Origin of the sequence: Pilimelia terevasa (assembly GCF_014647915.1) — a bacterium.
Lineage (GTDB): Bacteria > Actinomycetota > Actinomycetes > Mycobacteriales > Micromonosporaceae > Pilimelia > Pilimelia terevasa.
The window spans coordinates 51,800-75,379 of sequence record NZ_BMQC01000009.1 but is presented as its reverse complement, the minus strand read 5'-3'; the positions used below and the strand labels follow the sequence as shown (position 1 = coordinate 75,379).

The 23,580-nt window shown below is 75.5% G+C and carries 21 protein-coding genes; 11 read left to right on the top strand and 10 right to left on the bottom strand.

Features of this window, described 5'->3' with window-relative positions:
• Positions 1-127 precede the first annotated feature (127 nt).
• From IEY75_RS14015 to IEY75_RS14005, 3 genes are all read left to right on the top strand, one after another.
• On the top strand, positions 128-1,069 hold the full coding sequence (locus IEY75_RS14015) for a PLP-dependent cysteine synthase family protein (RefSeq protein WP_189114779.1): 942 nt from the start codon (positions 128-130) through the stop codon (positions 1,067-1,069).
• A gap of 139 nt (positions 1,070-1,208) precedes the next feature.
• Positions 1,209-2,273 (top strand): CorA family divalent cation transporter, encoded by a 1,065-nt coding sequence (locus IEY75_RS14010; protein WP_189114778.1) that lies wholly within the window; start codon positions 1,209-1,211, stop codon positions 2,271-2,273.
• A 167-nt stretch (positions 2,274-2,440) separates the two neighbouring features.
• The gene (locus tag IEY75_RS14005) at positions 2,441-2,608 is read left to right on the top strand and encodes a hypothetical protein (protein ID WP_189114777.1); all 168 of its coding nucleotides are present in this window, start codon (positions 2,441-2,443) and stop codon (positions 2,606-2,608) included.
• On the opposite strand, the gene IEY75_RS14000 is transcribed toward IEY75_RS14005, so the two are convergent.
• Positions 2,595-3,668 (bottom strand): aminotransferase class V-fold PLP-dependent enzyme, encoded by a 1,074-nt coding sequence (locus IEY75_RS14000; RefSeq protein ID WP_189114776.1) that lies wholly within the window; start codon positions 3,666-3,668, stop codon positions 2,595-2,597. The genes IEY75_RS14005 and IEY75_RS14000 overlap by 14 nt on opposite strands.
• Positions 3,669-3,886: 218 nt before the next feature.
• Between IEY75_RS14000 and IEY75_RS13995 the strand changes: the two genes are divergently transcribed.
• From IEY75_RS13995 to IEY75_RS13980, 4 genes are read left to right on the top strand one after another with little or no spacing between them, the layout of a single operon-like run.
• Entirely contained in the window at positions 3,887-4,933 is a 1,047-nt protein-coding gene (locus IEY75_RS13995; RefSeq protein ID WP_189114775.1) for a 3-oxoacyl-[acyl-carrier-protein] synthase III C-terminal domain-containing protein, read from the top strand.
• A gap of 15 nt (positions 4,934-4,948) precedes the next feature.
• Entirely contained in the window at positions 4,949-5,209 is a 261-nt protein-coding gene (locus IEY75_RS13990; protein ID WP_189114774.1) for an acyl carrier protein, read from the top strand.
• Between the two features lie 2 nt (positions 5,210-5,211).
• Positions 5,212-7,071 (top strand): N-acyl-D-amino-acid deacylase family protein, encoded by a 1,860-nt coding sequence (locus IEY75_RS13985; protein ID WP_229789683.1) that lies wholly within the window; start codon positions 5,212-5,214, stop codon positions 7,069-7,071.
• A gap of 7 nt (positions 7,072-7,078) precedes the next feature.
• Positions 7,079-8,092 (top strand): NAD-dependent epimerase/dehydratase family protein, encoded by a 1,014-nt coding sequence (locus IEY75_RS13980; RefSeq protein WP_189114773.1) that lies wholly within the window; start codon positions 7,079-7,081, stop codon positions 8,090-8,092.
• 37 nt (positions 8,093-8,129) lie between these two features.
• On the opposite strand, the gene IEY75_RS13975 is transcribed toward IEY75_RS13980, so the two are convergent.
• The 4 genes from IEY75_RS13975 to IEY75_RS13965 all read right to left on the bottom strand — a co-directional run bounded on the left by IEY75_RS13975 (position 8,130) and on the right by IEY75_RS13965 (position 11,374).
• Positions 8,130-9,101, bottom strand: a complete 972-nt coding sequence (locus IEY75_RS13975) for a class I SAM-dependent methyltransferase (RefSeq protein ID WP_189114772.1) — start codon at positions 9,099-9,101, stop codon at positions 8,130-8,132.
• Positions 9,102-9,344: 243 nt separating this feature from the next.
• Positions 9,345-9,779 carry an enediyne antibiotic chromoprotein gene (locus tag IEY75_RS13970; protein WP_189114771.1) on the bottom strand — a complete coding sequence of 145 codons (435 nt, stop codon included), beginning with the start codon at positions 9,777-9,779 and terminating at the stop codon, positions 9,345-9,347.
• Positions 9,780-9,876: 97 nt separating this feature from the next.
• Positions 9,877-10,002 (bottom strand): hypothetical protein, encoded by a 126-nt coding sequence (locus IEY75_RS21290; RefSeq protein ID WP_268244352.1) that lies wholly within the window; start codon positions 10,000-10,002, stop codon positions 9,877-9,879.
• A gap of 118 nt (positions 10,003-10,120) precedes the next feature.
• Positions 10,121-11,374: an MFS transporter gene (locus tag IEY75_RS13965; RefSeq protein ID WP_189114770.1), complete on the bottom strand. Its 1,254-nt coding sequence runs from the start codon at positions 11,372-11,374 to the stop codon at positions 10,121-10,123.
• A 25-nt stretch (positions 11,375-11,399) separates the two neighbouring features.
• On the opposite strand from IEY75_RS13965, the gene IEY75_RS13960 reads away from it, so the two are divergent.
• From IEY75_RS13960 to IEY75_RS13945, 4 genes are all read left to right on the top strand, one after another.
• Positions 11,400-11,954, top strand: coding sequence for a helix-turn-helix domain-containing protein (locus IEY75_RS13960; protein ID WP_189114769.1), 555 nt, complete (start codon positions 11,400-11,402; stop codon positions 11,952-11,954).
• 226 nt (positions 11,955-12,180) lie between these two features.
• A complete protein-coding gene (locus IEY75_RS13955) occupies positions 12,181-14,796 on the top strand; it encodes an aminotransferase class III-fold pyridoxal phosphate-dependent enzyme (RefSeq protein WP_229789680.1) in 2,616 nt (871 codons plus the stop codon).
• Between the two features lie 30 nt (positions 14,797-14,826).
• A complete protein-coding gene (locus IEY75_RS13950) occupies positions 14,827-16,665 on the top strand; it encodes an AMP-binding protein (RefSeq protein WP_229789709.1) in 1,839 nt (612 codons plus the stop codon).
• Positions 16,666-16,744: 79 nt separating this feature from the next.
• On the top strand, positions 16,745-19,189 hold the full coding sequence (locus IEY75_RS13945) for an MMPL family transporter (protein WP_189114767.1): 2,445 nt from the start codon (positions 16,745-16,747) through the stop codon (positions 19,187-19,189).
• A gap of 64 nt (positions 19,190-19,253) precedes the next feature.
• On the opposite strand, the gene IEY75_RS13940 is transcribed toward IEY75_RS13945, so the two are convergent.
• From IEY75_RS13940 to IEY75_RS13920, 5 genes are all read right to left on the bottom strand, one after another.
• Complete coding sequence (locus tag IEY75_RS13940) at positions 19,254-19,895, bottom strand: helix-turn-helix transcriptional regulator (protein WP_189114766.1); 642 nt, start codon at positions 19,893-19,895, stop codon at positions 19,254-19,256.
• Between the two features lie 82 nt (positions 19,896-19,977).
• Positions 19,978-20,583: a TetR/AcrR family transcriptional regulator gene (locus IEY75_RS13935; protein WP_189114765.1), complete on the bottom strand. Its 606-nt coding sequence runs from the start codon at positions 20,581-20,583 to the stop codon at positions 19,978-19,980.
• A 49-nt stretch (positions 20,584-20,632) separates the two neighbouring features.
• The gene (locus tag IEY75_RS13930) at positions 20,633-21,754 is read right to left on the bottom strand and encodes an insulinase family protein (RefSeq protein ID WP_189114764.1); all 1,122 of its coding nucleotides are present in this window, start codon (positions 21,752-21,754) and stop codon (positions 20,633-20,635) included.
• Positions 21,751-22,809 (bottom strand): M16 family metallopeptidase, encoded by a 1,059-nt coding sequence (locus tag IEY75_RS13925; protein ID WP_189114763.1) that lies wholly within the window; start codon positions 22,807-22,809, stop codon positions 21,751-21,753. The genes IEY75_RS13930 and IEY75_RS13925 overlap by 4 nt, the downstream gene beginning before the upstream one ends.
• A gap of 5 nt (positions 22,810-22,814) precedes the next feature.
• Complete coding sequence (locus IEY75_RS13920; protein WP_189114762.1) at positions 22,815-23,579, bottom strand: DUF5944 family protein; 765 nt, start codon at positions 23,577-23,579, stop codon at positions 22,815-22,817.
• Position 23,580: the final 1 nt, after the last annotated feature.

The following is a 23,580-nucleotide window of genomic DNA, read 5'->3' as shown; positions in this document are numbered from 1 at the left end:
GGCAGTCACCTTCATCGATGTTGTCGGTCGCGCCCGGGCGGGACAAGCTCTCGCCGGGGGGCACCTTTGCACGGATGCGCAGTTGGCGGCGCCGGCCGGCGGCCGCGCGACCGGTAGGGAGAGTGGAATGTCCGCACGACCTGGGAGCCTCGCGGCCGTGGGCGGCACGCCCGTCGTCCGGCTCGCCCGGCTCGTCGACGCCGGCCACGCCGAGGTCTGGGTGAAGCTGGAGGGCGCCAACCCGACCGGCTCGTACAAGGACAGGATGGCGCTGTCGATCATCGAGGCGGCCGCGGCCGACGGGCGGCTGCGCCCCGGGCAGGCGGTGGTGGAGGCGAGCGTCGGCAGTACCGGCTCCGCGCTCGCCTTCGTCTGCGCGGCCACCGGCCACCCCCTGCGGGTCGTCTCCTCCGGCGCCGCGGCTGTGGAGAAGATCCGCACGATGCGCGCGTTCGGCGCCGAGGTCGAACTGGTCCCCAGCCCGTACGGCATGACGCCCGACCTCGTCCCCGCGATGACCCGGCGGGCCGCCGAGATCGCCGCCGAGACCGGCGCGTACCTGGTCGACCAGTTCCACAACACCGACATGCTGCCCGGCTACCACCGGCTCGGCGCGGAGCTGGCCGCCCAGCTCCCCGGCCCGGCCGGCCTCGACGCCTTCTGCTCCTACGTCGGCACCGCCGGCTGCTTCCTCGGCGCCACCCGCGCCCTGCGCGCCGCGTACCCGGGGCTGCGGCGGGTGGTCGTCGAACCGGCCGAGTCCGCGGTGCTCTCCGGCGGCCCGGCCGGCAGCCACCAGATCGAGGGCGGCGGCATCGGCGCCCGGCCGCCGCTGCTGGCCCCCGCCGACCACGACGAGGTGCTCGCCGTCGCCGAGGCCGACGCCTTCGCCATGGCGCGCCGCGCCGCCCGCGAGGAGGGCCTGCTGTGCGGGCCCTCCACCGGCGCCAACCTCGTCGCCGCGATCCGCCTGGCCGCGCGGCTGGGCCCCGGCCACCGGGTGGCGACCGTCCAGGTGGACAGCGGCCTGAAGTACCTGGCCGGCCCCCTGTTCGCCGCCTCGCCCTGACGGCCGGCCGTTTCGGCGCGGGCGCCCGCGGATATCTCCGGTGGGCCGGCCGGGCCGCCGCGCGCCGCTGGCGCGCCGGCACCGCCGGCCGCGGCGGCCCGTCGTCGCCGCGGACGCGCGACCGCGACGAGAGGCTGCCGTGACCGAGAACGCGAGAGGTGGGCCGGACAAGGCGAGAGGTGGGCCGGACAAGGCGGGATGTGGGCTGGACGAGGCGGGATGTGAGCCGGGCAAGGCGGGATGTGAGCCGGACGAGGACGGCGTCGTGGTGTGCCTGCACGCGGCGGACGGCCGCTGGCGGGAGATCGACGACCCGTTCGGCGAGGCGCTGGCCCGCAAGCCGGCGGGCGAGGGCGCCTTCGTCTGGCTGGCCCTGAGCAACCCGCCGGCCGACCGCCTCGCCGAGCTGTCCCGCGTCCTGGACCTGGGCGAGGCGCTGGACGTCGCCGACGCCGGTGCCGACGACACGCTCCGGTTCGACATCGGCACCCTGGACCGCAGCGGCGCACGCGTGCGCACCGGACAGCTCACGCTCGTCGTCGGCGCGCACTACGTCGTCACGGTGCACCGCGGCGGCGACGGCGTCCTCGCCGCCGCGGCCCATGTCCTGCGCGACCACCGCCGCCGCGCCGGGGCCGACCGCTGGGCCGTCGTGCGTACGGTCGTCCAGCAGGTGGTCTCGGGGTACCCCGCCGCGCTGGAGGCCGTCGCCGGGGACATCAGCGCACTGGAGGAGCAGGTCTTCAGCGAGGCGCCCGACGGCAGCCTGATCGGCCGCGCGCACCAGCTCAAGAGCGAACTGGTCGAGCTGCGCCGCACGATGGTGCCCGCCCAGCGCCCCCTGGGCGCGCTCGCCGAGGGCGAGGAGCCCGACCTGGCCCAGGAGGTCCGCCGGCACCTGCGCCAGCTCCGCGAGGAGGTCGTGCAGTCGGTGGAGCAGCTCAACGGGTACGACGACCTGCTCAACTCCATGGTGGAGGCGCGGATGGCACAGATCTCGGTGGCCCAGAACGACGACATGCGCAAGATCGCCGCCTGGGCCGCCCTGCTGGCCGCGCAGACCGTCATCGCCGGCATCTACGGAATGAACTTCGAGAACATGCCGGAGCTGGACTGGACCCTCGGGTACCCGGCCGTCATCGCCCTGATGCTCGCCGTCGCCGTCGCGCTGTACTGGCGGTTCCGCCGCTCCGGCTGGCTCTGACCGTCGCCCGCCCGGCGCGCGGCGGGCGGGCGGCCGCTCCGACCGGGCGACCCGTACGCGGGAACCTCCCGGTCGCCGGCGGAGGTGGCTGACTGCCGGTCCCGGGCATGCCACTCTGGTCGGGGACGGCCACCGCAGGGGTGGCAGGCGGGCAGGCGGAGGACACGATGAGCGCACGGCGGGTCACCTGGGCGGTCGCGGCGGTACTGGCGCTCGCGGTCGGCGCCGGCTGCGGCGGCGGCGGGGACGGCGACGACGATGACGGCGGCGGGGACGACGGCGACGACTTCGCCTCGTCGGTCGTGGTCACCCCGGGGGCGGTCAGCCGCTCCTGACGCAGGTGTGGCCGGCGAGCGCCTCGCCGACCCGGGCTAGGTCGTCGACGTCGTTGTACAGGTGGAAGGACAGCCGCAGCCGCCCGGCGCGGGTACTGGCCGTGATGCCGGCGCGCGCCAGCCGGTCGGCGAGCCGCGGGCACTGGCCGAGGCTCACGATCGGCGAGTCCCCGTCGGGCAGCCCGCAGGCGGCGCGCAGCCGGTTGGCCAGGTCGACGGCGTGCGCGTGCAGCCGCGGCAGGCCGACCGCGGCCACCAGCTCCAGGCTGGCCTCCTGCGCGATCCAGGACTGCCAGACGGGGGAGACGTCGAACCGCCGGGCGTCGGCGGCCAGCCGCAGCGGCCCGCCGTACAGGCTGGTCGCGGGGTCGGCACCCGCGTACCAGCTCGCCGCGGACGGGACCAGGCCCGCCCCGGCGCCCGGGCGGACGGTGAAGAAGCAGGTGCCGCGCGGGCCGAGCAGCCACTTGTACCCGGCGCAGACGGTGTAGTCGAAGCGGCCGGCGCCCAGCGGCAGCCAGCCCACCGCCTGGGTGGTGTCCAGCAGGACCCGCGCGCCGGCCGCCGCCGCGGCCGCGGCGAGCGCGTCGAGGTCGACGAGCTGCCCGTCGGCGGACTGGACGGCGGAGACCGCCACCAGGTCGGTCCGCGGGCCGACGGCCGCCGGCAGCGCGTGCAGCGGCACCTCGCGTACGCGCACGCCGCGGCCCTGCTGCGCCAGGAACGGGAACAGCAGGCTGGTGAACTCCCCGGCGGCGGTCAGGACCTCGCCGCCGTCGGGTACGGCGTGGGCGACCAGGCCGGCGAAGACGCTGGCGTTGGCGCCCACCGCCACCTCGTCGGCCGGTACGCCGACCAGGTCCGCGTACCGGCGGCGCGCGCGGGCGACGACCGCGTCGGCGTCGGCGGTGCGGAAGTCCCCGGCCTGCCACCGCCGCACGGCGGCGGACGTCGCGTCGACCGCCTGCCGGGGCGGCAGGCCGAGGCTGGCGGTGTTCAGGTAGGTGGTCTCCGGCGCGAACTGCCCGCGGACCCCGGCGACGGTCGCTGCTCCTGTCATCACCCCAGCATCGCCGCCCCCCGCGGGCCGGGGAAAGCGCCACTTCGCCGGGGCTGGCTCCCGCCGGCCGGCCGCGGCGCCGGGTCCGCTTCCGCCGGTACGGGCGGATGACTACGGATTTCCGGGGTGGCTGGCGGCGGGCCCTGTCCTACGGTGACTCCAGTGGACGGCCGCCGGGCGGCGGCGGCCCCCGCGCGTTGCTGACCTGAAGGAAGCCGATGCGATTCCTGGCGATCGAGCACGTCCTCCCGTCCCGCGTCGTCACCAACGACGAGGTGCTGGAGCGGGTGCGCGCCGGCAGCGGGCAGCTCCTCCCCGCCGCCGACCTCGCCACGGTGGAGCGGCTGCTGGAGAGCAGCTTCGCCGCCTGCGACACCCGGGTGCGGTACCACCGCGCCGCCGACGAGAACGCCTTCGACCTCGCCGCCGAGGCGGGGGAGCGGGCGCTGGAGCGGGCGGGGATCGACCGCGCCGAGATCGACCTGCTCCTCTACACCGGGGTCGGCCGGGGCGTCCTGGAACCCGCGTCCGCGACGGCCTTCCAGGCCCGCCTCGGCCTCACCGGCGCGACGGCCTTCGACGTGTGCGACGCGTGCGCGAGCTGGGTCCGGTCGCTGGAGGTGGCGCAGGCGTTCCTGGCCGCCGGGCGGTACCGGAACGTGATGATCCTCAACGCGGAGTTCGGCGCCCGGGAGAGCTACCGCTACGCGCTGTCCCACCTGGAGGAGTACCTGCACTGGCACCCGTCGGTGACGGTGGGCGAGGCCGCCACGGCCACCGTCCTCACCGCCTCCGCCGCGCCGACCGGCTTCGACGCGGACTTCCGCACCCACGGCGAGAAGTGGCAGCTCTGCTATGTCCCGCTGCCCGGGGCCGAGGGGTTCTTCGGCCCGAGCCTGCCCGAGGGCGACGTCGCCCCCCTCCAGTTCGTCTCCTACGGCACCCGGCTGATGGAGTTCGCCGGCCGGAAGCTGGTCGAGCACTACCGGCAGGAGCCGCGGTTCTCGGCCGCGCCGCCCGACGTGGTGTTCGGCCACGCGGCCAGCGACGGGATGAGCCGGGTGCTGCTCGACCGCTGCGACATCGACCACCGGCTGTTCCACTTCGGCCACCGGCACTCCGCCAACACCGTCTCGGCCTCGGTCCCGGTGGCGATGTCGCGGGCCGCGCAGCGCGGCGAGCTGCGCGACGGCAGCCGGGTGCTGCTGCTGGTGGCGTCCTCGGGCGTCACCACCGCGCTGAGCACGTTCGTCTACCACACCTGACCGGAAGGGAACGCCTTGTCGCGCGACGAGATCTTCGTGGAAGTGGTGGACCTGGCCTGCGCGGTGGAGCCGCGGGTGGTCCGGCAGGCGGTCCGGCTGGACGACACGCCCTTCACGGCGTACGGGATCACCTCAATGTCGATGCTCCAGCTCACCGCGCGGGTGGAGGACCGCTTCGCCGTCCGCATCAGCGACGGCGAGGCGCTGCGGGCCGGTACGCCGCTGCGCCTGGTGGGGCTCATCGCCCAGAAGCTGCGCACCGTCGCGCGGAGCTGACGGTGGGCGCCGCCACGCCGGACAGTGCCGGCGCTGCCCCGCCGGACAGCGCCGACGCCGTCCTGCCGGACCGCGCCGACGCTGTCACGCCGGACCGTGCCGGCGCGGACGGGCCGTACGACCTCGTGGTCCGCGGCGGTCTGGTCTTCGACGGCACCGGCGCCCCGCCCGTGCGCGCCGACGTGGGCGTCCGCGACGGGCGCGTCGCCGCGGTCTCCGCCACCCCGCTCCCGGTCGGGGGGGCGGGCGAGGTGCTCGACGCCGCGGGGTCCTGGGTGGTGCCCGGCTTCGTGGACGTGCACACCCACTACGACGCCGAGGTGCTGCTGAGCCCCGGCCTGCCGGAGTCGGTCCGACACGGGGTGACCACGGTGGTGATGGGCAACTGCTCGCTGTCCACCGTGTACAGCGACCCGGTGGACTGCGCCGACCTGTTCAGCCGCGTGGAGGCGGTACCGCGGTCCCACGTGCTGGACGCGCTGCGCCGGCACCGGACCTGGTCCGGGCCGGCCGGGTACGTGGCGGCGCTGTCGGCGCTGCCGCTCGGGCCGCACGTGGCCGCGCTGCTCGGCCACTCGGACCTGCGCGCGCACGTGCTGGGCCTGGGCCGGGCGGTCCGGCCCGGGCTGCGGCCCACCGGCGCCGAGCTGCGCCGGATGGAGTCGCTGCTGGGCGGGGCGCTGGACGCCGGGCTGCTCGGGCTGTCCACGATGACCAGTCCGTTCTCCCGGCTGGGCGGCGACCGGTACCGGTCGGCCCGGCTGCCCTCGACGTACGCGAGCTGGCGGGAGTACCGGCGGCTGCACCGCGTGCTGCGCGACCGCGGCGCGGTCCTGCAGAGCGCCCCGAACGCGGCCATGCCGCTGAACGCCGTCCTGTTCCTGCTGTCGAGCTGCGGCTTCGGGGTGCGGCGGCCGCTGGCCACGACGCTGTTGACGGCGCTGGACCCCAAGTCGGCGCCGGCCTTCGCCGCGCTGCCGGGCCGCGCGGCCCGGCTGGCCAACCGCTACGGCCGCGCCGACGTGCGCTGGCAGCACCTGCCGCTGCCCTTCGAGGTGTACGCCGACGGCATCGACCTGGTGATCTTCGAGGAGTTCGGCGCCACGGCCGCCGCGCTGCACCTGCGCGACGAGGTGCAGCGGCGGCGGCTCCTGCGCGACCCGCACTACCGGTCGTGGTTCCGCCGCGACTACCGCCGCCGCTTCCCGCCCAAGGGCTGGCACCGCGACCTGCACGACGCGCTGATCGTGGCCTGCCCGGACGGGGCGGCGGTCGGCGCGACGTTCGGCGAGCTGGCCGACCGCCGCGGCGCGCACCCGGTCGACACCTTCCTGGACCTGGTCGCCGCGCACGGGGCGAAGGTGCGCTGGCGGACCACGATCGCCAACCACCGCCCCGCGGTCCTGGACCGGCTCAGCGCCGACCCGGGCATCCAGATCGGCTTCGCCGACTCGGGCGCGCACCTGCGCAACATGGCCTTCTACAACTTCCCGCTGCGGCTGCTCAAGCGGGTCCGCGACGCGCAGCGCGCCGGCCGGCCGTTCATGTCGGTCCAGCGGGCCGTGCACCGCCTCACCGGCGAGCTGGCCGACTGGTTCGGCCTGCCGGCGGGCCGGCTGCGCCCGGGCGACCGCGCCGACCTGGCGGTGATCCACCCCCCGGGCCTGGACGACGCGGTGGAGGCCTACGCGGAGGCGCCGATGGAGGTGTTCGGCGGCCTGTCCCGCATGGTGAACCGCAACGACGCCGCGGTCGCCGCGGTGTGCGTGGCCGGGGCGGTGGTCTGCCGCCGCGGCACCTTCGCCCCCGGCTACGGCGTCACCGCCGGCCGGGGCCGGTTCCTCGCCCCGCGGCGGCGGTGAGGCGGCGGTGCGGGTACTGGTCACCGGCAGCGCGGGGTTCCTGGGCCGGGCGGTGTGCGCGCGGCTGGCCGGGGCCGGTCACGAGGTGCGGGCCATGCACCGCCGCCCGGTCGCCGACGGGCGGCCGCCGCCCGACGGGCAGCCCGTGTACGGCGACGTGCGCCGCCTCGCCGACGTCGAGCGGGCCGTGACCGGGTGCGCGGCCGTGGTGCACTGCGCCGCCCGCGCCGGGCACTGGGGTCCGGCGGCCGACTTCCACGACACCAACGTCGGCGGCACCGGGAACGTCATCGAGGCGTGCCGGCGGCTCAGCGTCGCCCGGCTCGTGTACACCTCCAGCCCGAGCGTGGTGCACGGCGGCGCCGACCTGCCCGGGGTGGACGAGTCGGTGGGCTACCCGGCCGCGTACGCCGCCGCGTACCCCCGCACGAAGGCCATCGCCGAGCGGATGGTGCTGGCGGCGAACGGCACCGCGCTGCCCAGCGGCGCGACCCTGGCCACCGTCGCGCTCCGGCCGCACCTGATCTGGGGGCCGGGCGACCCGCACTTCCTGCCCCGGCTGGTGCGGCAGGCGCGGCGGAACCGGCTGTGGCTGATCGGCGACGCCGGCTGGCTCGTGGACACCGTGTACGTGGACAACGCGGCCGACGCCCACGTGTCGGCGGTCCGGCGGCTGGGCCCCGGCGCGGCGATCGCCGGCCGGCCGTACTTCGTCACCCAGGACGACCCGCGCCCGATCGGCGAGATCCTCGCCCTGTGGCTGGCCGCGGCGGGCCTGCCGGCGCCGACCCGGCGGCTGCCGGTGGCGCTGGCGCGCGTGCTGGCCTGGGGGGTCGAGACCGGCTACGGGCTGGCCGGGATCCGGTCGGAGCCGCCGCTGACCCGGTTCCTGGTGCAGCAGTTGACGACCGCGCACTGGTTCGACATCGGCGCGGCCCGCCGCGACCTGGGCTACCGGCCGGCGGTCGGCACGGAGGCCGGGCTGGAGGTGCTGCGGGCGCACCTGGCGGCGCGGCCGTGAGGCCCGGCGGCCCGCCGGTGCCGTCGGCCCGGGCGGGTCAGACCGGCTGGTACCTGGCCGAGGCGGGCGTCGGCCCGAGGCCCAGGACGTTGTTGACGAAGAACCGGCGGGCGGGCGCGGACGGCCGCGGTACCGGCTGCAGCGTGAGCCGGTGCAGGTGGAACCAGCCTTCGGCGAAGCCGCGGACGCCGGTGTTCATGCACCGGTGGAAGTCGGCGGTCCGCTGCGCGCCGATGAGGTCCACGGCGGTGTCCCAGTTGTCCTCCAGGCGCCGCACCCATGCCGCGGTGGTGCGCGAGTAGTGGGTGAAGTCGTTGCGGAGGGCGACCACGTCGAACAGGCCGTCGCAGGCCCGCAGGATCTCCCCGAGGTACGCGGGGTTGCACTCCGGGTACACCTTCGTCGCCAGGTACAGGTCGGCGAGGAGCTGCCGCTCCATGGGGAACCGGCGCCCCCAGGTGATCGTCTGGAGGGCGAACTTCCCCTCCGTCTTGATCATCGCGCGGACAGCCGCGAAGAACCGCCGGTACGCGCGGATCTTCCGGGCACCCGACATGCCGGGCCGCGCGAAGTGCTCGAACGCCTCCACGGAGAGCACCGCGTCGTAGCGCTCGACCGGGCGGTGGTCGACCCAGTTCTCCCACCGCATCTCCAGCCGCGGCACCTGCTGCGCCCGGACGAAGGACACGCTGGACTCGCTGAGCGTCACCCCGACCCCCGCGCGGATGTCGCACTGCTCGATCATCCGCCGCAGCTCGGTCCCGTACCCGCAGCCGATGTCCAGCACCCGGTCGCCGGGGGCGACCCCCGCCTGGTCGATCAGGTAGTCCATCTTGCGGTACTGGGCCGTCTCCAGATCCGTCTCGCCGTCCTCCCACAGGGCGCTCGAATAGGCCAGCGTCGGCCCCAGCCAGAGGCGGAAGAATTCGTTCGAGACGTCGTAGTGGTGCTTCATCGCGGCCGCCGACGCGCCCTGGTACCGGCCGCGGCCCCGCTTGGTGATCATCATCTGGAGTAGCTCCCGGAAGAAGGACCGCGACAGGTGGCGGCGACGACCTCATCCTACGAAAGCGCTCTCCTCGGCCGGCCCACGGAAAATCGTGGTAGCAGGCCCCGGAAACAAGTGGTGCGGCCGCCCCGGAAATGATGTCCGTCCAACCCGGAACGGCGGACCGGCCGCCCGGGAACGCGGTCGCCCGCCGGGCGCGCCCGTGGGGAGTCCCGGCGCGGGCGGGACTCCCCACGGGGCGGCTCAGGAGAACGACAGGGTCTCGGACACGCCGTACTCGACGTTGTCGCCGCCGTCGGCGGGGTCGACCGCGGCGATGCTGCACGCCTGGGCCGCGCAGTCGACGGCCTGCTCGGTGTGGTCCTTCGGGTTGGTGCCCTTGTACGCCTTGCGGACGGTGATCCGGGTGCTGAAGGCGCCGCTCTTGTCCGCGGTGACCTCCAGGTCGTCATCCAGCGCGCAGTGCAGGTTCTCCATCTCGCACTGGCCGACGGCCAGCAACTTGCCCGGAGTGAAGCCGGCCCCCGTCACGGTGACGACCTGGCCGTCGCCGAGCCCGGTCGACGGCGACACGGCCACCGTCGGCGCCGGGGCCGCCAGGGCCGGGCCGCCGGTGGTGGTGAGCGCGAGCGCGGCGGTGCCGGTCACCAGGGCGAGACGCGTGAGACGACTGTTCATCAGTGGGTCCTTTCCGTAGGCGTGGCAAATGCCAGAAGGAGCCCGCGGCCGGCCGGATCGCCGGCCGCGGGCTCCCCCTAGCAACGGGTGCTGGCGGTCACTCGAACTCGACGTCCGAAACGTCGAGCGAGGAGCACGTCGTCGTGGTCGAGCAGCCTTCCTCGACGCCTACCGACTCCAGGCTGTCGACCTGCTCCTCGACGATCTCGAAAGTGATGTCCATCTTCCTCCACCATCCTTTCCCGGATCACTCCGAAGTTCCCTGACAGACGCGGGAAGCATATGGCGGGAGCCGTCGGACTATCCATCACGGATCCCCGTAGTGATGCGCCCGGCGAGTCCTATGGCGACGGCTCGGCGGCGCGCGGGGACGGCCCGGCCGGCGCCCCCGTCGCGCGCGGGGTGCGGCGGCCGGCCACGACGATCACCACCGCGGCGACCCCGGCGGCCACGGCGGCACCCCGGGCGGCCACGGCGAAGTCCCAGTGCCCGGCCAGCGCGCCGGCCGCCAGCGGCGCCACGGTCAGCCCGGCGGTGTAGGCGATGGTGTACATCGCGTAGACGGCCCCGTAGGCGGGCGGCCGGCGCGACTCGGCGATGTCGGCCATCAGGGTCAGCGTCGGCGTGAGGACCCCGGCGCTGCCGACAGCGACGACCGTCAGCCAGAACCCGGCCCAGAACACGCCCTCGGACAGCCCGATCCCGACGAACCCGGCGACGGCCACCAGGCAGCCGGCGGTGGCGACCAGCCCGGCGCGCACCCGCCGCAGGACCATCCCGACCAGCGGCGGTACACACGCCGCGATCAGCGCGGCGGCGCCGAACACCAGCCCGATGGCGCCCGGCCCGGCCTGCACGGTGTCGAACAGGTGCAGCGGCAGGACCGGCTCCAGGAACGCGAGCAGGCCGGCGCCGGTGACCGTGAGGAGGATGACCAGGCCGGCCCCGGGCCAGCCGCGCACGCCGCTCGCGGCGGGCCGCTCGCCGCGGGGCTGGTGCGCCGGGATCAGCCACCACCGGGCGGCGCCGTCGGCGAGCGCGAGGGCGAAGGCGACGAAGAACGGGACCCGCGGGTCGAACCACTCGCTGAGCAGGCCGCCCAGGACCGGGCCGAGCAGGGTGCCGACCCCGAACGCGGACAGCGCCGCGCCCATCGCCGTCCCCCGCTTCTCCGGCGGGTGCGTCGCGGCGATGAGCGCGAGGGCGGCCGTCCAGCTCAGGCCGGCGGCGGCGCCCTGCAGGCCCCGCCCGAGGTACAGCATCACCGGGCCGGTGGCCAGCGCGAACAGGAGCGTCGCCGCGGCCAGGCCGACCAGGCCGACGATCATCGGTTCCCGGTTGCCGCGGCGGTCGATCCACCAGCCGGCCAGCGGCGTGACCGCCACCAGCATGCCGGCGTAGACGGCGAATAGCACGCCGACGCCGAGCGTGCCGGCGCCCTGGTCGACGGCCAGCCGGGGGAGGACGGGCACCGCGATGCCGTAGACCACCGCATCGGTCAGCAGGGCGATGCAGGCGACCGTGAGCGCGGCGGTCGCGCTGCGGTTACGTGGGGAGGAAACGGTCGACGCGTTTCCTGGAGGCTTGTTTCCCATAGTGAATCTGTCTACCATGGGAAACATGACTGAGCAACCACGAGGGCGCGCCGACGCGCCCCGACCCACCCAGCGCATGGGCGACGCCCTGCGCACCGCCCGCGAGGAGCGCGGGCTGACCATGCAGGCCGCCGGGGCCGAGGCCGGCATCTCCGCCGGCTACCTGTTCAAGCTGGAGCGCGGCTACATCGGCTCCCCCTCGCCCCGGGTGCTCCAGCGCCTCGGCCCGGCGCTCGGGATCGCGTACGCCGAGCTGATGGCCCTCGCCGGCTACGACCTGCCCGGCGCGGGCGACCCGGCCGGCGACCCGGGCGCGGACGGTCCGGGCGCGGGTGACCCGGCGGACCAGCCGGCGCCGCGCCGCGGCCGCCGCGCGGCCCCCGCCCGGGGGACGGCCGCCGACCTCCGGTACGGCCCGCGCGGGGCCGACCGGGACCTGTGGGAGCGCGCCGTCCGGGCACTGGAGGACATCCGCGACGAGCTGCGCCGCCTCGGGCCGGCCACCCCGGCGGACCCGGCCACGTCGGCCGCCCCGACCACGTCGGCCGCTCCGACGGCCCCGGCAGACCCGGCCGGTTAACAGGCCGCGGACTCCGCGGTCCGCTGGGCCGGCGTCCGTCCGCGTGCCGCGCGGCGCCGTCCGTGCCCGTTGTCAACCTGCGGAGAACCCTCAGGAAAAACGGGCGACTTCCTGAGGAGACGGCGCTTTGGCGCGTCGGTACCGTCCGATCCGGTCGGTGTCTCCCGGCGGACGAGTGGAGCGCGCGGTAGTGGGTGGCAGAGGGGGCGCGGGTGCGCCGCGGCGGGTGCGCGTGGTCCTCCCCGCCGCGGTCGAGGCGGTGCGCACCGTGTGCTGGACCGCGGCCCTGCTGGCCGGCCACCTGGCCCCCGGCCGCCGCGACCCCCGCCGCGCCGCCGCCCTGCTCCGCCGCTACCTGTACCGGATGGGGCCGCTGTACCTCAAGGCCGGCCAGATCCTCGGCACCCAGTCGGGGCTGTGGGGTCCCGGGGCCGCGGCGGAGTTCCGCTCGTTCTTCGCCGGGCTGCCGCCGATGGCGCCGGCCGCCCTGCGCCGGACGCTCGCCCGCAGCCTCGGCGCGCCCGCCGACCGGGTGTTCGCCTCGTTCGACTGGACCCCGGTCGCGGCCGGCACGGTCGCCCAGGTGCACCGGGCCACCCTGCCCTCTGGCGAGGCGGTGGCCGTGAAGGTCGTCAAGGAGGGCGTACCCGAGCGGCTGCACGCCAGCGCCCGCGTCCTCGGCCTGCTCCTGCACCTGGCGCACCTGCTGGTCCCGGCCTGCCGCCGGTTCGACCTGCGGGGGCAGTTCGCCGAGCTGCGGCCCGCGCTGCTGGGCCAGTTCGACCTGCGCGCGGAGGCGCGGCACCAGGACCGGATCCGGGAGAACTTCGCCGGCAACCCGCGGGTCGGGGTCCCGCGCCTGTACCCCGAACACTGCACCGACCGCGTGCTGGTCATGGAGTTCGTCGACGGTGTCCCCGGCCACGAGGCCGACCGGCTCCCCGCCGACCGGCGCCCGGACCTGGCGGCCCGGGTGCAGGAGGCGTTCTACTGCATGGCGTACTTCCACGGCCGCTTCCACGTCGACCCCCATCCCGGCAACGTGGTCTTCGGCGCGGGCGGCGAGGTCGTCTTCCTCGACTTCGGGCTCGTCGGCGTGCTCTCCGAGGACGACCGCTGGCACCTGTCCGCCTTCTACTACGCCTGCGTGCGGGGCCGCTGGGAGCTGGCCGCGGACAGGTTCACCGGCGCGTTCGTGGTCGGCGGCGACCGGCTGTCCGCGGACTGCCGCACCGAGCTGGCGGACGTCCTGCGGCACCACTTCGAGGACCGGTCGCGCCGCTGGTCGACCATGGCCTTCTTCCGGGACGCGGCGATGCTGCTGCACCGCCGCGGCGCCCGCCTCAGCACCCGGATCACGCTGCTGGCGCTGGCGCTGCTGACCGGCGAGGGCTTCGTGTACGACGTCGACCCGGGGTTCGACCTGTGGACGCACAACCGGCGGTTCACCGACCGCTTCTCGCCGTACCAGAGCGACGCCGCGCGGGAGACGTTCCGGCGCGAGATCGAGGCGCGGGCGCCGCGCGCGGCGGCGCTGCGCGCGGCGGCGGCGGACACCCTCGTGGCGCCCACCCACCTGGACCGCTTCGTCCTGCCGAGCACCTTCCCGCTGGTCGTGCGGAGCGCGGCGGGCGCGCGCCTGACCGACGTCGACGGCAACGTCTACCTGGACCTCTCCGGCGGGTACGGGCCGCACATCCTCGGCTACGGGCACCCGGTGGTGCGGGAGGCGATCCACCGGGCCGTCGCCGACGGGGCGGTGAACGCGCTGGGCAACCCGGCGGAGTTCGCCCTGGCCCGGCTGCTCGCGCAGGCGTTCCCGGGGCAGGGCCGGGCGCTGCTGTGCAACTCCGGGACCGAGGCGGTGCTCGTCGCGATCCGCCTGGCCCGCGCCTGGACCAACCGCCGCCGGGTGGCCAAGTGCGAGGGCCACTACCACGGGTTCTCCGACCACGGGCAGGTCAGTTCGTGGTTCCGGTACTCCGGCGACCCGCACCGCCCGCGCGCGGTGGCGAACTCGGCCGGCGCGGACCCGCGGCTGGTGGCGGACACCGTCGTCCTCCAGTACGGCGACCCCGCCTCCTTCGACCGGATCGCCGCGTGCGCCGCGGAGCTGGCGTGCGTGATCGTCGAGCCGATGCCCGCGGCGCTGGCCGAGGTGGACCGCGGCTTCCTGCGCCGGCTGCGGCAGGAGTGCGACCGGCACGGCATCGTCCTGATCTTCGACGAGGTGGTCACCGGCTTCCGGGTCGACTACGGGGGCGCCCAGCGGCTGGCGGGAGTGCGCCCAGACCTCACCTGCGCGGGGAAGATCATCGGCGGGGGGCTGCCGTGCGGGGCGGTGGTCGGCCGGCCGCACCTGGTCGACCTGGCGCGCACCACCCACGACCCGTTCCTCGACGTCACCGCGCGCGCCTTCGTGGGCGGCACGATGAGCGGCAACTCCGTGACGGCCGCGGCCGGCGCCGCGACCCTGGGCCACCTGCGGGCGCACCCCGAGATCTACCCCGCGCTGGCGCGCCGGACGGACCTGCTGACCGGCCTGCTGACGGGCGAGGCGGCGGCCGCGGGGGTGCCGTGCCGGATCACCGGCAGCCGCTCCATCTTCTCCGTCACGTTCGACCACGCGTCCCCCCGGCGCATCCGGGACCGCCTGGCCGGCTCCCACCTGCAGGCCAGCGTCGCCCTCGCCTACTACCTGCGCAAGCACGGCGTCTACCTGCCCGAACTGCACACGGCCATGCTGAGCGCCGCGCACACCGAGGACGACCTCGCGCAGGTCGCGGGCGCCTTCGGCAAGAGCGTCAGGGAGATGGCCGACGCCGGATTCTTCGCCCACTGAGGACCAGGCCGAGCATGGGGAGTGACGGAGATGGACGGGCAGGCGCGTCCCGCCGGGGGGCTCCCGGAACCGCCCGACTTGCTGCGGGCGATCTACGACAGGGCGGCGACCGCGGACCCGGCGGCCGGCTACCACCTGGTGGAGTCCGACGGATCGCTGCGCCGGCTGCCGTACCGCGACCTGCTGCGGCGCGGCGCGTGGCTGGCCGGCCGGCTGCCCGCGCCGGCCCGCCCGGGTCCGGCCGGCACCACCCTCCTGATCGCCGGGCTGGACCCGCAGACGACCCTGCTGGCGTTCTTCGCCGCGCTGCACGCCGGCGCCGTACCGGTGATCCTGCCGCCGCCCTCGGCGCTCGGCGGCCTGTCGGATTTCGTCGCGCGGACGCGGGCCGTGGCCGGGCAGTTCGCCGGGCCGGTGGCGCTGGCGCTGGAGCCGGAGCTGTTCGCCGGTACCGCGCCCGCCCCGGAGCTGCCGGTCCTGTGGCTGCCGACGGCGGCGGACTGCGGCACCGCGGACCCGCCGCCGCGCACCCCCGGCGACGTCGCCTTCGTCCAGTTGACCAGCGCCTCCACCGGCGCCGGCAAGCTGGTGCCGGTGACCCACGCCAACGTCTGCGCCAACCTGCGCGACCTGCGGCGCGCGCTGGGTACCGGGCTGCGCGAGCGGGTCGCCTCCTGGCTGCCGCTCTACCACGACATGGGGCTGGTCGGCGGGGCGCTGCTGAGCGCCTTCTGGGGCTGGCCGGTGTACCTGCTGCGGCCGACCGACTTCATCCTGCGGCCGGCCCGCTGGATCGACACCCTGAGCCGGTACCGCTGCACCTTCACCGCCAGCCCGAACTTCGGCTACGACTACGCCGCCCGGATGGTCCGGGACCGGGACGTCGCCGACGCGGACCTGTCGGCGCTGGCCCACGCGGTCGTCGGCGCCGAGCCGGTCCGGTACGCGAGCCTCGCGGCGTTCGTGGACCGGTTCGCCCGGTACGGGATGCGGGCCGCGAACCTGGTGCCCAGCTACGGGATGGCCGAGACCACCGTGGCCACGACGGTCGCGGTGCCGGGGCGGACGCCGCGCTACGTGTGCGTGGACAGTGGACAGGCGGTCGTGGGCAAGCCGGTGCAGACCCTGGGCGAGGGCGTACTGGGGGAGCCGCCCTCGGCGGGGGTGGCCGCGTTCTCGATGGGCGTACCGGTCGGCGACCTGCGGGTCGAGCTGGTGGACGAGGACGGCCGCGTCCTGGAGGAGGAGCGCACGCTCGGCGAGGTCACGGTGCGCGGCGGCAGTGTCTGTCCGGGCTATATGGACCCGGCCAGCGGCGTCCCGGAGCCGTTTGCGCGGGGCGTCCACGTCACCGGCGACCTGGGCTTCCTCGACCGCGGCGAGCTGTTCGTGCTGGAGCGGGTCAAGCACGTCATCATCCGCAACGGCCGCAACTACCTGGCGTCCCTGTTGGAGGCCCGGGTCGCCGACGTGCTCGACCGGCCTGCCGCCGAGGTGCTCGTCTGCGACACTGACATCCACGATCCGGCGAGCAAGGTGGTGGCAGTCGTGGAGAACGCCCCGGCGGCGTTCGGCCTCACTGCCGCGCAGCGCCGGGCGCTGCGGGAGTTGGAGGTCGCGCTGGACGAGGTCGTCGTCTGCCGCCGACGCGCCTTCCCCCGCACCACGAGCGGCAAGAAGAAGTACCACGAAGCCCGCCGGCTCCTGGCCATCCGGGCGCTGCCGGTGGCCGCGGTGATCCCTCTGGGCGACGACCTACATAGCAACGACCTACATGGCAACGAACTGCAAGGCGACGATCTACGGGGCGTAGATCTGCAGGGCGACGGCCCACAGGGTGGGTTGTGCGGCGACGTGCCTGCCCCCTAATCATACGTGCGCGCACGTATGATTGCCATATCTCCGGTCCCGGCATCCGGCCGGCACCTCTTCTGGAAGGAGGCGGACGGTGCCCGAGCCGACCGCCGCACCCGCCCAGGGCGACCCGCCCGACCAGGGCAACCCCCCCGTCCGGAGCGGCCCGCCGCCCCAGGGCGGCCCCGCCTCAGGCGGACAGCCGGCCCCGGGCGGCCCGCAACCGGGCGGGCAGCCGCACCGGCGCTTCTCGCTCCAGGCGTGGGGCCAGCTCTGCGCCCGCCGGCCGCTCGGCCTGCTCGCCGTCTGGCTGGTGATCCTGGTCGGCTCCGGGCTGCTCTACCCCACGCTGGAGAAGAGCCTCGGCGCACCCGACTACACGGTGCGCCACGCCGAGTCGGCGCGCGCCCAGCAGCTTGTGGCCGCGCACTTCCCCGTCCTCGGCGCCGAGCAGGACGTCGTGGTGTTCCGGTCGACCGCGCACCAGGTCGACGCGCCGGAGTACCGCGCCGCCGTCGACCGGGTCCTGGCGGCCGTCCGCGCGCAGCCGCGGGTCACCGGGGTGGTGAGCCCCTACGAGCCGGCCGCCGACGAGCAGGTGGCCGCCGACCGCCGGGTGGCCGTCGCGGTCGTCGGGCTGGCCGGCTCCGAGTCGGTCCGCGCGGAGACCGCCAAGGACCTCCAGCGGATCGTCGCCGACAGCACCCGCGGCAGCCCCCTGGAGACGTACCTGACCGGGCCGTCCCCGCTGACCAACGACCTGTCCGACGTGGAGCTGGCCGACCAGGAGCGCGCCGAGATGATCGGCATCCCGATCGCGCTCGGGGTCCTGCTGCTGTGCCTCGGCGGCGTGGTCGCCGCCGGCCTGCCGCTGCTGGTCGCGCTCGCCTCGGTACTGGGCTGCACCGGCCTGCTGGTGGCCCTCGCCGGCCCGCTGCACCTGGACCGGTTCGCCACGGTCATCACCACCGTGATCGGCATCGGCATCGGCATCGACTACGCCCTGTTCATCGTGAGCCGGTACCGCGAGGAGTTGGCGCGCGCGGCCGCCGGCCGCCGGCCCACCCGCGACGACGTGCGGGTGGCCCTGGGCCGCGCCCTGCACACCTCCGGCCGGACCATCGTGATCTCCGGCGCCATCGTCATCGTCGCGCTCAGCTCGCTGGTCATCATCGACGGGCACATCTTCATGGAGATCGCGGTGGCGTCGGCGCTCGTCGTCGCCACCTGCCTGGTCACCAGCCTCACGCTGCTGCCGGCCCTGCTGAGCGTGCTCGGCCACCGGATCAACTCCGGCGCGCTGCCGCGCCGGCTGCGGCCCACCGACGTCGACGGCGGCGAGCGCCAGGGCCGGTGGAGCGCGTGGGCGCGGACCGTCCTGCGCCGGCCGGTCGCGTTCGGGCTGCCCGCGCTCATCCTGCTGATCGCCCTGGCCTGGCCGGTCGCCTCGATCAAGCTCGGCATCGACTGGGGGCTCGCCGCGCTCAGCGAGACGCCCTCGGGCAAGGGCCAGCAGATCGTCTCGACCTCGTTCAGCCCGGGCGCGGTGGGCCCGGTGCAGACGGTGGTCTGCGCCGACAGCGCGCTGACCGACCGGCACCTGGACGGCGTGGCCCGGCTCACGGCCGCCGCGGAGGCCGACGGCCGGGTGGACCGGGTCACGTCGATCACCGGCGTGCTCGACCGGACGGCCGGGTCGCACAACCAGGCGACGCTCCAGGCCGCGGCGGGCTCGCCGGCCGGCCGGCCGGTGGTGGCGTCGCTGGTGGACCTCGACCGCGGCGGGCGCTGCACCTACCTCCAGACCCTGGTGAACCGGCCGGTGGACTCGCCGGCGGCCATCGAGTTCGTCACGCACCTGCGCGAGCGGCTGGTGCCCGACGCCTTCCGCGGCGTCGACGTCGACGTGCAGGTGGGCGGCCTGACGGCGCAGTACGCCGACCTGGCGAAGGAGACGACCCGCAAGCTGCCGTGGGTGGTGGGGATCGTCCTCGCGCTGTCCTTCGGGTACCTGCTCGTCGTCTTCCGCAGCCTGTTCGTCCCGGCGAAGGCGGTGGTGCTGAACCTGCTGGCCACGACCGCCGCGGTCGGCCTGACGGTGATCGTCTTCCAGTACGGGTACGGCGAGGGGGCGCTGGGCTTCACCAGCGTCGGCAACCTCCAGGCGTACCTGCCGGTCGCGCTGTTCGCACTGCTGTTCGGGCTGTCCATGGACTACGAGGTGTTCATGGTCAGCCGGATCCAGGAGGAGTGGCTGCGGTCGGGGGACAACGACGCCGCCGTGGCGACCGCGCTCCAGCACACCGCCCGGCAGATCACCGCGGGCGCGGCCATCATGATCGCGGTGTTCGGCGCGCTGATCGCGGCGGACGTGCTCGAACTCAAGCAGTTCGGCTTCGGCCTGGCGGTCGCGGTGCTGATCGACGCCACCGTCGTCCGGATGCTGCTGGTCCCCGCGGCGATGAAGCTGGCCAGCGGGGCCAACTGGTGGCTGCCGGGCTGGCTCGGCCGCCTCCTGCCGAAGTGGCGGGTGGAGTGAGGCCGGGCCGGTGACGCGCCGACGCGCCGACCGGGCGGACAACCGGTCGGCGCGTCGGGGCCGTTCAGGCGAGGCCGAGCGCCGTGGCGCGCTCGATGACCTCCATCCGGCTGCGGGCCCGGAACTTGGCCAGCAGGTGGCGCATGTGGTACTCGACGGTGTTCTCGGTGACGTGCAGGGTGCGGGCGATGTCGCGGTTGCGCAGCCCGCGCCGGACCAGGTCGAGGACTTCGCGCTCGCGCCGGGTGAGGTGCGGCATGGTGCCCGCCGCCCGCTCCTGGAGCGTCTGGTGGAACGCCCGGTCCACGACGTTCACCTCCAGCGTGTGTGCGGTGTGGATCGCGCGGGCGGCCCGGCGGAGGCTGATCGACTCCTCCAGGTAGGCCCGGCAGCCCCGGCGCATCCAGCGTTCGCAGCGCCGCCAGTCGTGGCGTTCGCCGAGGATCGCCAGCCGGACGTCCTCGCGGATCGCCTTCGCCGCCGCGAGCGCGCCCTGGATCTGCCCGTCGTCGAAGTCCTGCGCCGCCAGCAGCCACTCCGCCTCGATCATCATGACCGTCAGCGACACGGAGTCGATGTCGGCCTGCCGCACGAGAACGCCGTGGCACCGGCTCTCCGGTGCGTTGCGGGTGGCGCGCCACGAGCCCAGGAGAACCACGCCGTGCGCGTGGGTCCTGGTGGAGCCTGGATCCGGCAGACTGTTCAATCGTGTACCCAGCACGTTGTCCCCTGTCACGGGCTAGTGGAAAAGGAGAACTCGCGCGCCCGGCGTCACCCGGCGCCGACGGTCAGGGACCTTTCATGATCGCGCGAACCACCGCGTCGCCGACTTCCGCGTCGTTCTCGGGGAAGGTCAGCGGCCACGGTTCCCACGGCAGAATGCCCACCATTCCGGTGAGCGAGACGACCGCGATCTCCGCCGCCAGCCGCGGAGTCAGGCCGTCCCGGAGGTCTCCGGTCCGCGCCGCCTCGTCACACAGCTTCTCCAAGCGGGTGGCGAGACCGTGCAGTGCGTCGTGCTTGCGGCTCAGGCCGGCGTCCGCGGGCAGGTCGCGGGCACCGATCGTCAGCGTCAGCAGCAGTCGCGTCTCCTCCTGCCTCAGCGAGCGGCAGAAGGCGCCGACCAGTTCGCGGAGCCGCGCGGCCGGCGGGGCGGGGGAGTCCAGCGCCACCCACATGTCGGCGGCGATGCGTTGCCAGTGTGCGGACACGCACGCGACATAGAGATCGGACTTGCGCGGAAAATGGTGATAGATGGCACCGCGGGTCAGGCCGGCCGTTTCGCTGACCTCCGCCATCGTGGTGGCGACGTAGCCTTTCGCAGCGAAAACCCGAAGCGCGACGGAGCACAAGGTGGCGCGGGTGCGCGCCGCCTCCTCCGCCGTCCGCTTCATGATCTAATGATACACGGGGACACGTATCGATCTGTGACAATCTCAGTCCCTATCGGATACCCGACAGAACTGTTGCCGTGGTCAGTGCGGCGGCAACCTCCTCGGCGGTAACCTGATCCACTGTAGACGGATATGCCACCAGATCGGCCGGGGACAGGCCCGCCGCCTCGTACCGGGCCGCCCGCTCGGTCACCCCGCGGCCCGTCTCCAGCGCCGCGTGGTGCGCGACGACCAGGCGCTCGGCGGCCCCCCGCACTAGGTGCGCCGGTACACCCCCGCGCGCGGCGTCGAGGACCGCCTGGACCCGGTCGGCGACCTCCCCGGCGGTTCCCGGCGCGCAGGCGGCGTAGACGACGGCGTACCCGCCCTCGGCCAGCTCCCGGCTGAACGCCGCCAGGGAGTAGGTCAGGCCGCCGTCCAGCCGCAGGCTGCGGTCCAGCATTCCCTCCCGGCCGCCGAGCAGGGACCACGCGACGTGGTGCGCGCACTTCGTCGGCGCGCCCAGGGCCACGCCGGGCAGGCCCAGGACGTAGTACGCCGCGGCGCGCTGCTCGGTGGCGGCCGGCCGCGGCGCCGGCGGGCCGGCCCCGGCATCCGGCCCGCGGTGGTCCAGGGCGGCCAGGCCCGCCGCGAGCACGTCGACGTGCGTCCCCTCGGCCTGCGCGGCCAGCACCGGCGGGACCGCCGCCAGTGCCCGGGCGGCCCGGCGCAGGCCGCCGGGCCGCTGGGCGGCCCGCGCCCGGTCGGCGGGCGTGAGGCCGTACCGGTGGCCGGACCCGAACAGCGCCCGCCGCACCGGGTGCGACCAGCGGTCGTCGGCCGGCGCCCGCGGGTCGGCCGGCGGTGCCAGCGGGTCAGGCAGCGCCGCCGCGGCGTCCCGGAACCACCGGGGCACCGCGGCGAGCAGCGCCGGGTCCAGCGCCTCGACGGTGAACCCGGCCGCGTCCGGCGTACTCACCGGGTCGACCCGGACGACCGCGTCCTCGGCCCGCGCGGCCGCGCGGAGCTCCGCCGCCCACCGCGCGGCGACCGCGGGCGCGCAGGCGGCCGTCTCCAGCGTGACGCCCGCCAGCGGGACGGCGACCGTCGCCGCCACCACGCCGGGGCGCGGGGGGACGACCACCAGGCGGGCGCCGTTGGGCAGCGCGCGCCGGGTGCCGTGGGCGCTCACCGCGGTACCCCCGCCGCCGCCCGCCAGCTCCCGACCAGCGCGGCCACCGCCGCCGCGGTCGGCCGGCCCGCGTCCGGGCGGGCGGCCCGGGCCGGGTCGGCCAGCGCGCTCGCCGTGCCGGCGGCGCGCAGGGCGGGGATCACCGCCTCGGCGGCCAGCCAGGCGTCCCCGTCCGGCGCCGCGAGCCGGTGCGCGCAGGCGTCCAGCGCGCGCCGCAGGTCCGCCGCCGCGGCGCGCCGGTCCCGGCCGCGCAGCATGAACCACAGGCAGGTGTCCCGGGCCAGGTCCAGCCGGTGGACCACCAGGCCGGAGGCGGCGCGGACGGCCCGGCAGGCCAGCCCGAGCCAGTCGGGCACCTCGGGCGCCGGTACCGCGAAGGCGACGCCGTGCACCGGGGTCGGCCCGGCCAGGGACGCCCACACCGCGCCGCGCCGCGGCCGCCCGTGGTCCGGCCGCCCGGCCGGCCGGGGCGGGACGGCCGGCGGCACCGCGCGGGCCGCGTCCGGGACCGGGCCGGGGGCGACGACGAGCACCGCGTTGTCGGGCCGGTACCAGCGCCGGTGCAGTTCCCGGGCGACGGCCACCGTGCAGCGGTCCACGACGGCCGGGTCGCCGAGCGTCGGGTGCGCGTGCGAGGTCCCCGCCCACAGCGCCGCGAACAGCTTCTCCTGGAGTACCCAGGCCGGCTGGGCCAGCCGCTCCGCCCGCTCGCGCCGGATCCCCGCCCGCTCGGCGTCCAGCGCGGCCGGCGAGTCGGCCAGCGGCGCCAGCGCGCGCAGGAGCATCCGCGCCGCCCGGTCCGCGTCGGGGGACCGCACGAGCAGCGAGTAGTGCGTACTCTCCCGGCCGGTGCGCGCGGTGACCATCGGGCCGTCGTCGACCCGCCCGCCGGCCATGGCGCAGCGCACCACCAGGTGCTCCAGCACGTGGGCCAGTCCCTCCTGCCCGGGCTGCTCGTCGGCGCTGCCGTACCGGATCTCCAGCCGCAGCGCCGTCAGCGGCCCCCGGGGCGCGTCGACCAGCGCGACCCCGAGCCCGCTGTCCAGGTGGCGCACGCCGGTCAGTCCACGATGGGCTGGAGCGTGACCAGCGCCTGCGCGAGGAAGCGCTCCTGGTCGTCCACGGCGACGACCACCCAGTCGCCGGGCGCGAGCGCGGGGTTGTCGTCGAGGGCCAGCTCCCGGTGGACCTCCGGCCGGTCCGGCGTACAGATGAGCGTGGCCCGGTCGATCCGGCCGATCGCCTGCCAGGCCAGCACCACGGGCTGCGGCCCGGACAGGCCGCGCAGGGCGACGGCGAACCGCAGCGCCCGCTGCCCGCCCGCGGTGCGGGTCTCGGACAGCTCCGCCCGGTCCAGCGCGTGCGGGGAGACGTACCTGTCCGTGAACGGGTAGGGCACCGTCCGGCCGGCGCTGTCGAAGACGACCGCGTCGGTGGCGAGCAGCCGGTTCTCGCTGTCGTAGACCGACGCATGGCAGTAGTCGCGGTCGGTGCCGTCGAACATCACCAGCAGTTCGGAGGCTCCCTCCGGCTGGTCGGGGGTCAGGTGGTGCAGGCGGGTGCGGACCTCCTCGCGGTCGATGAAGAAGACCTTGTGCACGACCGTGGTCGGCCGGTCCAGGCCGGCGACCCGGCTGCGGAAGGTGAGGCGGACGCCGCCCTCGACCGCCTCCGAGGTGGTCCGGCACGTCACGGGGTACCGGTCGGCCGGCAGCACCCGGCTGACGACCTGGTCGCCGAACACCTCGGAGATGCTGGCGGTCGCCGCGAAGTGGTCGTTGCGCGCGACCGCGCTCGAAAGGTAGGCGGCAAAGGACGGCGTCACG

Bases quoted from the DNA above. Each gene is read 5' to 3' on its own strand.
- IEY75_RS14015 (WP_189114779.1), top strand. From the start codon at position 128: ATGTCCGCACGACCTGGGAGCCTCGCGGCCGTGGGCGGCACGCCCGTC.
- IEY75_RS14005 (WP_189114777.1), top strand. From the start codon at position 2,441: ATGAGCGCACGGCGGGTCACCTGGGCGGTCGCGGCGGTACTGGCGCTC.
- IEY75_RS14000 (WP_189114776.1), bottom strand. From the start codon at position 3,668: ATGACAGGAGCAGCGACCGTCGCCGGGGTCCGCGGGCAGTTCGCGCCG.
- IEY75_RS13995 (WP_189114775.1), top strand. From the start codon at position 3,887: ATGCGATTCCTGGCGATCGAGCACGTCCTCCCGTCCCGCGTCGTCACC.
- IEY75_RS13975 (WP_189114772.1), bottom strand. From the start codon at position 9,101: ATGATGATCACCAAGCGGGGCCGCGGCCGGTACCAGGGCGCGTCGGCG.
- IEY75_RS13970 (WP_189114771.1), bottom strand. From the start codon at position 9,779: ATGAACAGTCGTCTCACGCGTCTCGCCCTGGTGACCGGCACCGCCGCG.
- IEY75_RS21290 (WP_268244352.1), bottom strand. From the start codon at position 10,002: ATGGACATCACTTTCGAGATCGTCGAGGAGCAGGTCGACAGCCTGGAG.
- IEY75_RS13965 (WP_189114770.1), bottom strand. From the start codon at position 11,374: ATGGGAAACAAGCCTCCAGGAAACGCGTCGACCGTTTCCTCCCCACGT.
- IEY75_RS13960 (WP_189114769.1), top strand. From the start codon at position 11,400: ATGACTGAGCAACCACGAGGGCGCGCCGACGCGCCCCGACCCACCCAG.
- IEY75_RS13950 (WP_229789709.1), top strand. From the start codon at position 14,827: ATGGACGGGCAGGCGCGTCCCGCCGGGGGGCTCCCGGAACCGCCCGAC.
- IEY75_RS13935 (WP_189114765.1), bottom strand. From the start codon at position 20,583: ATGAAGCGGACGGCGGAGGAGGCGGCGCGCACCCGCGCCACCTTGTGC.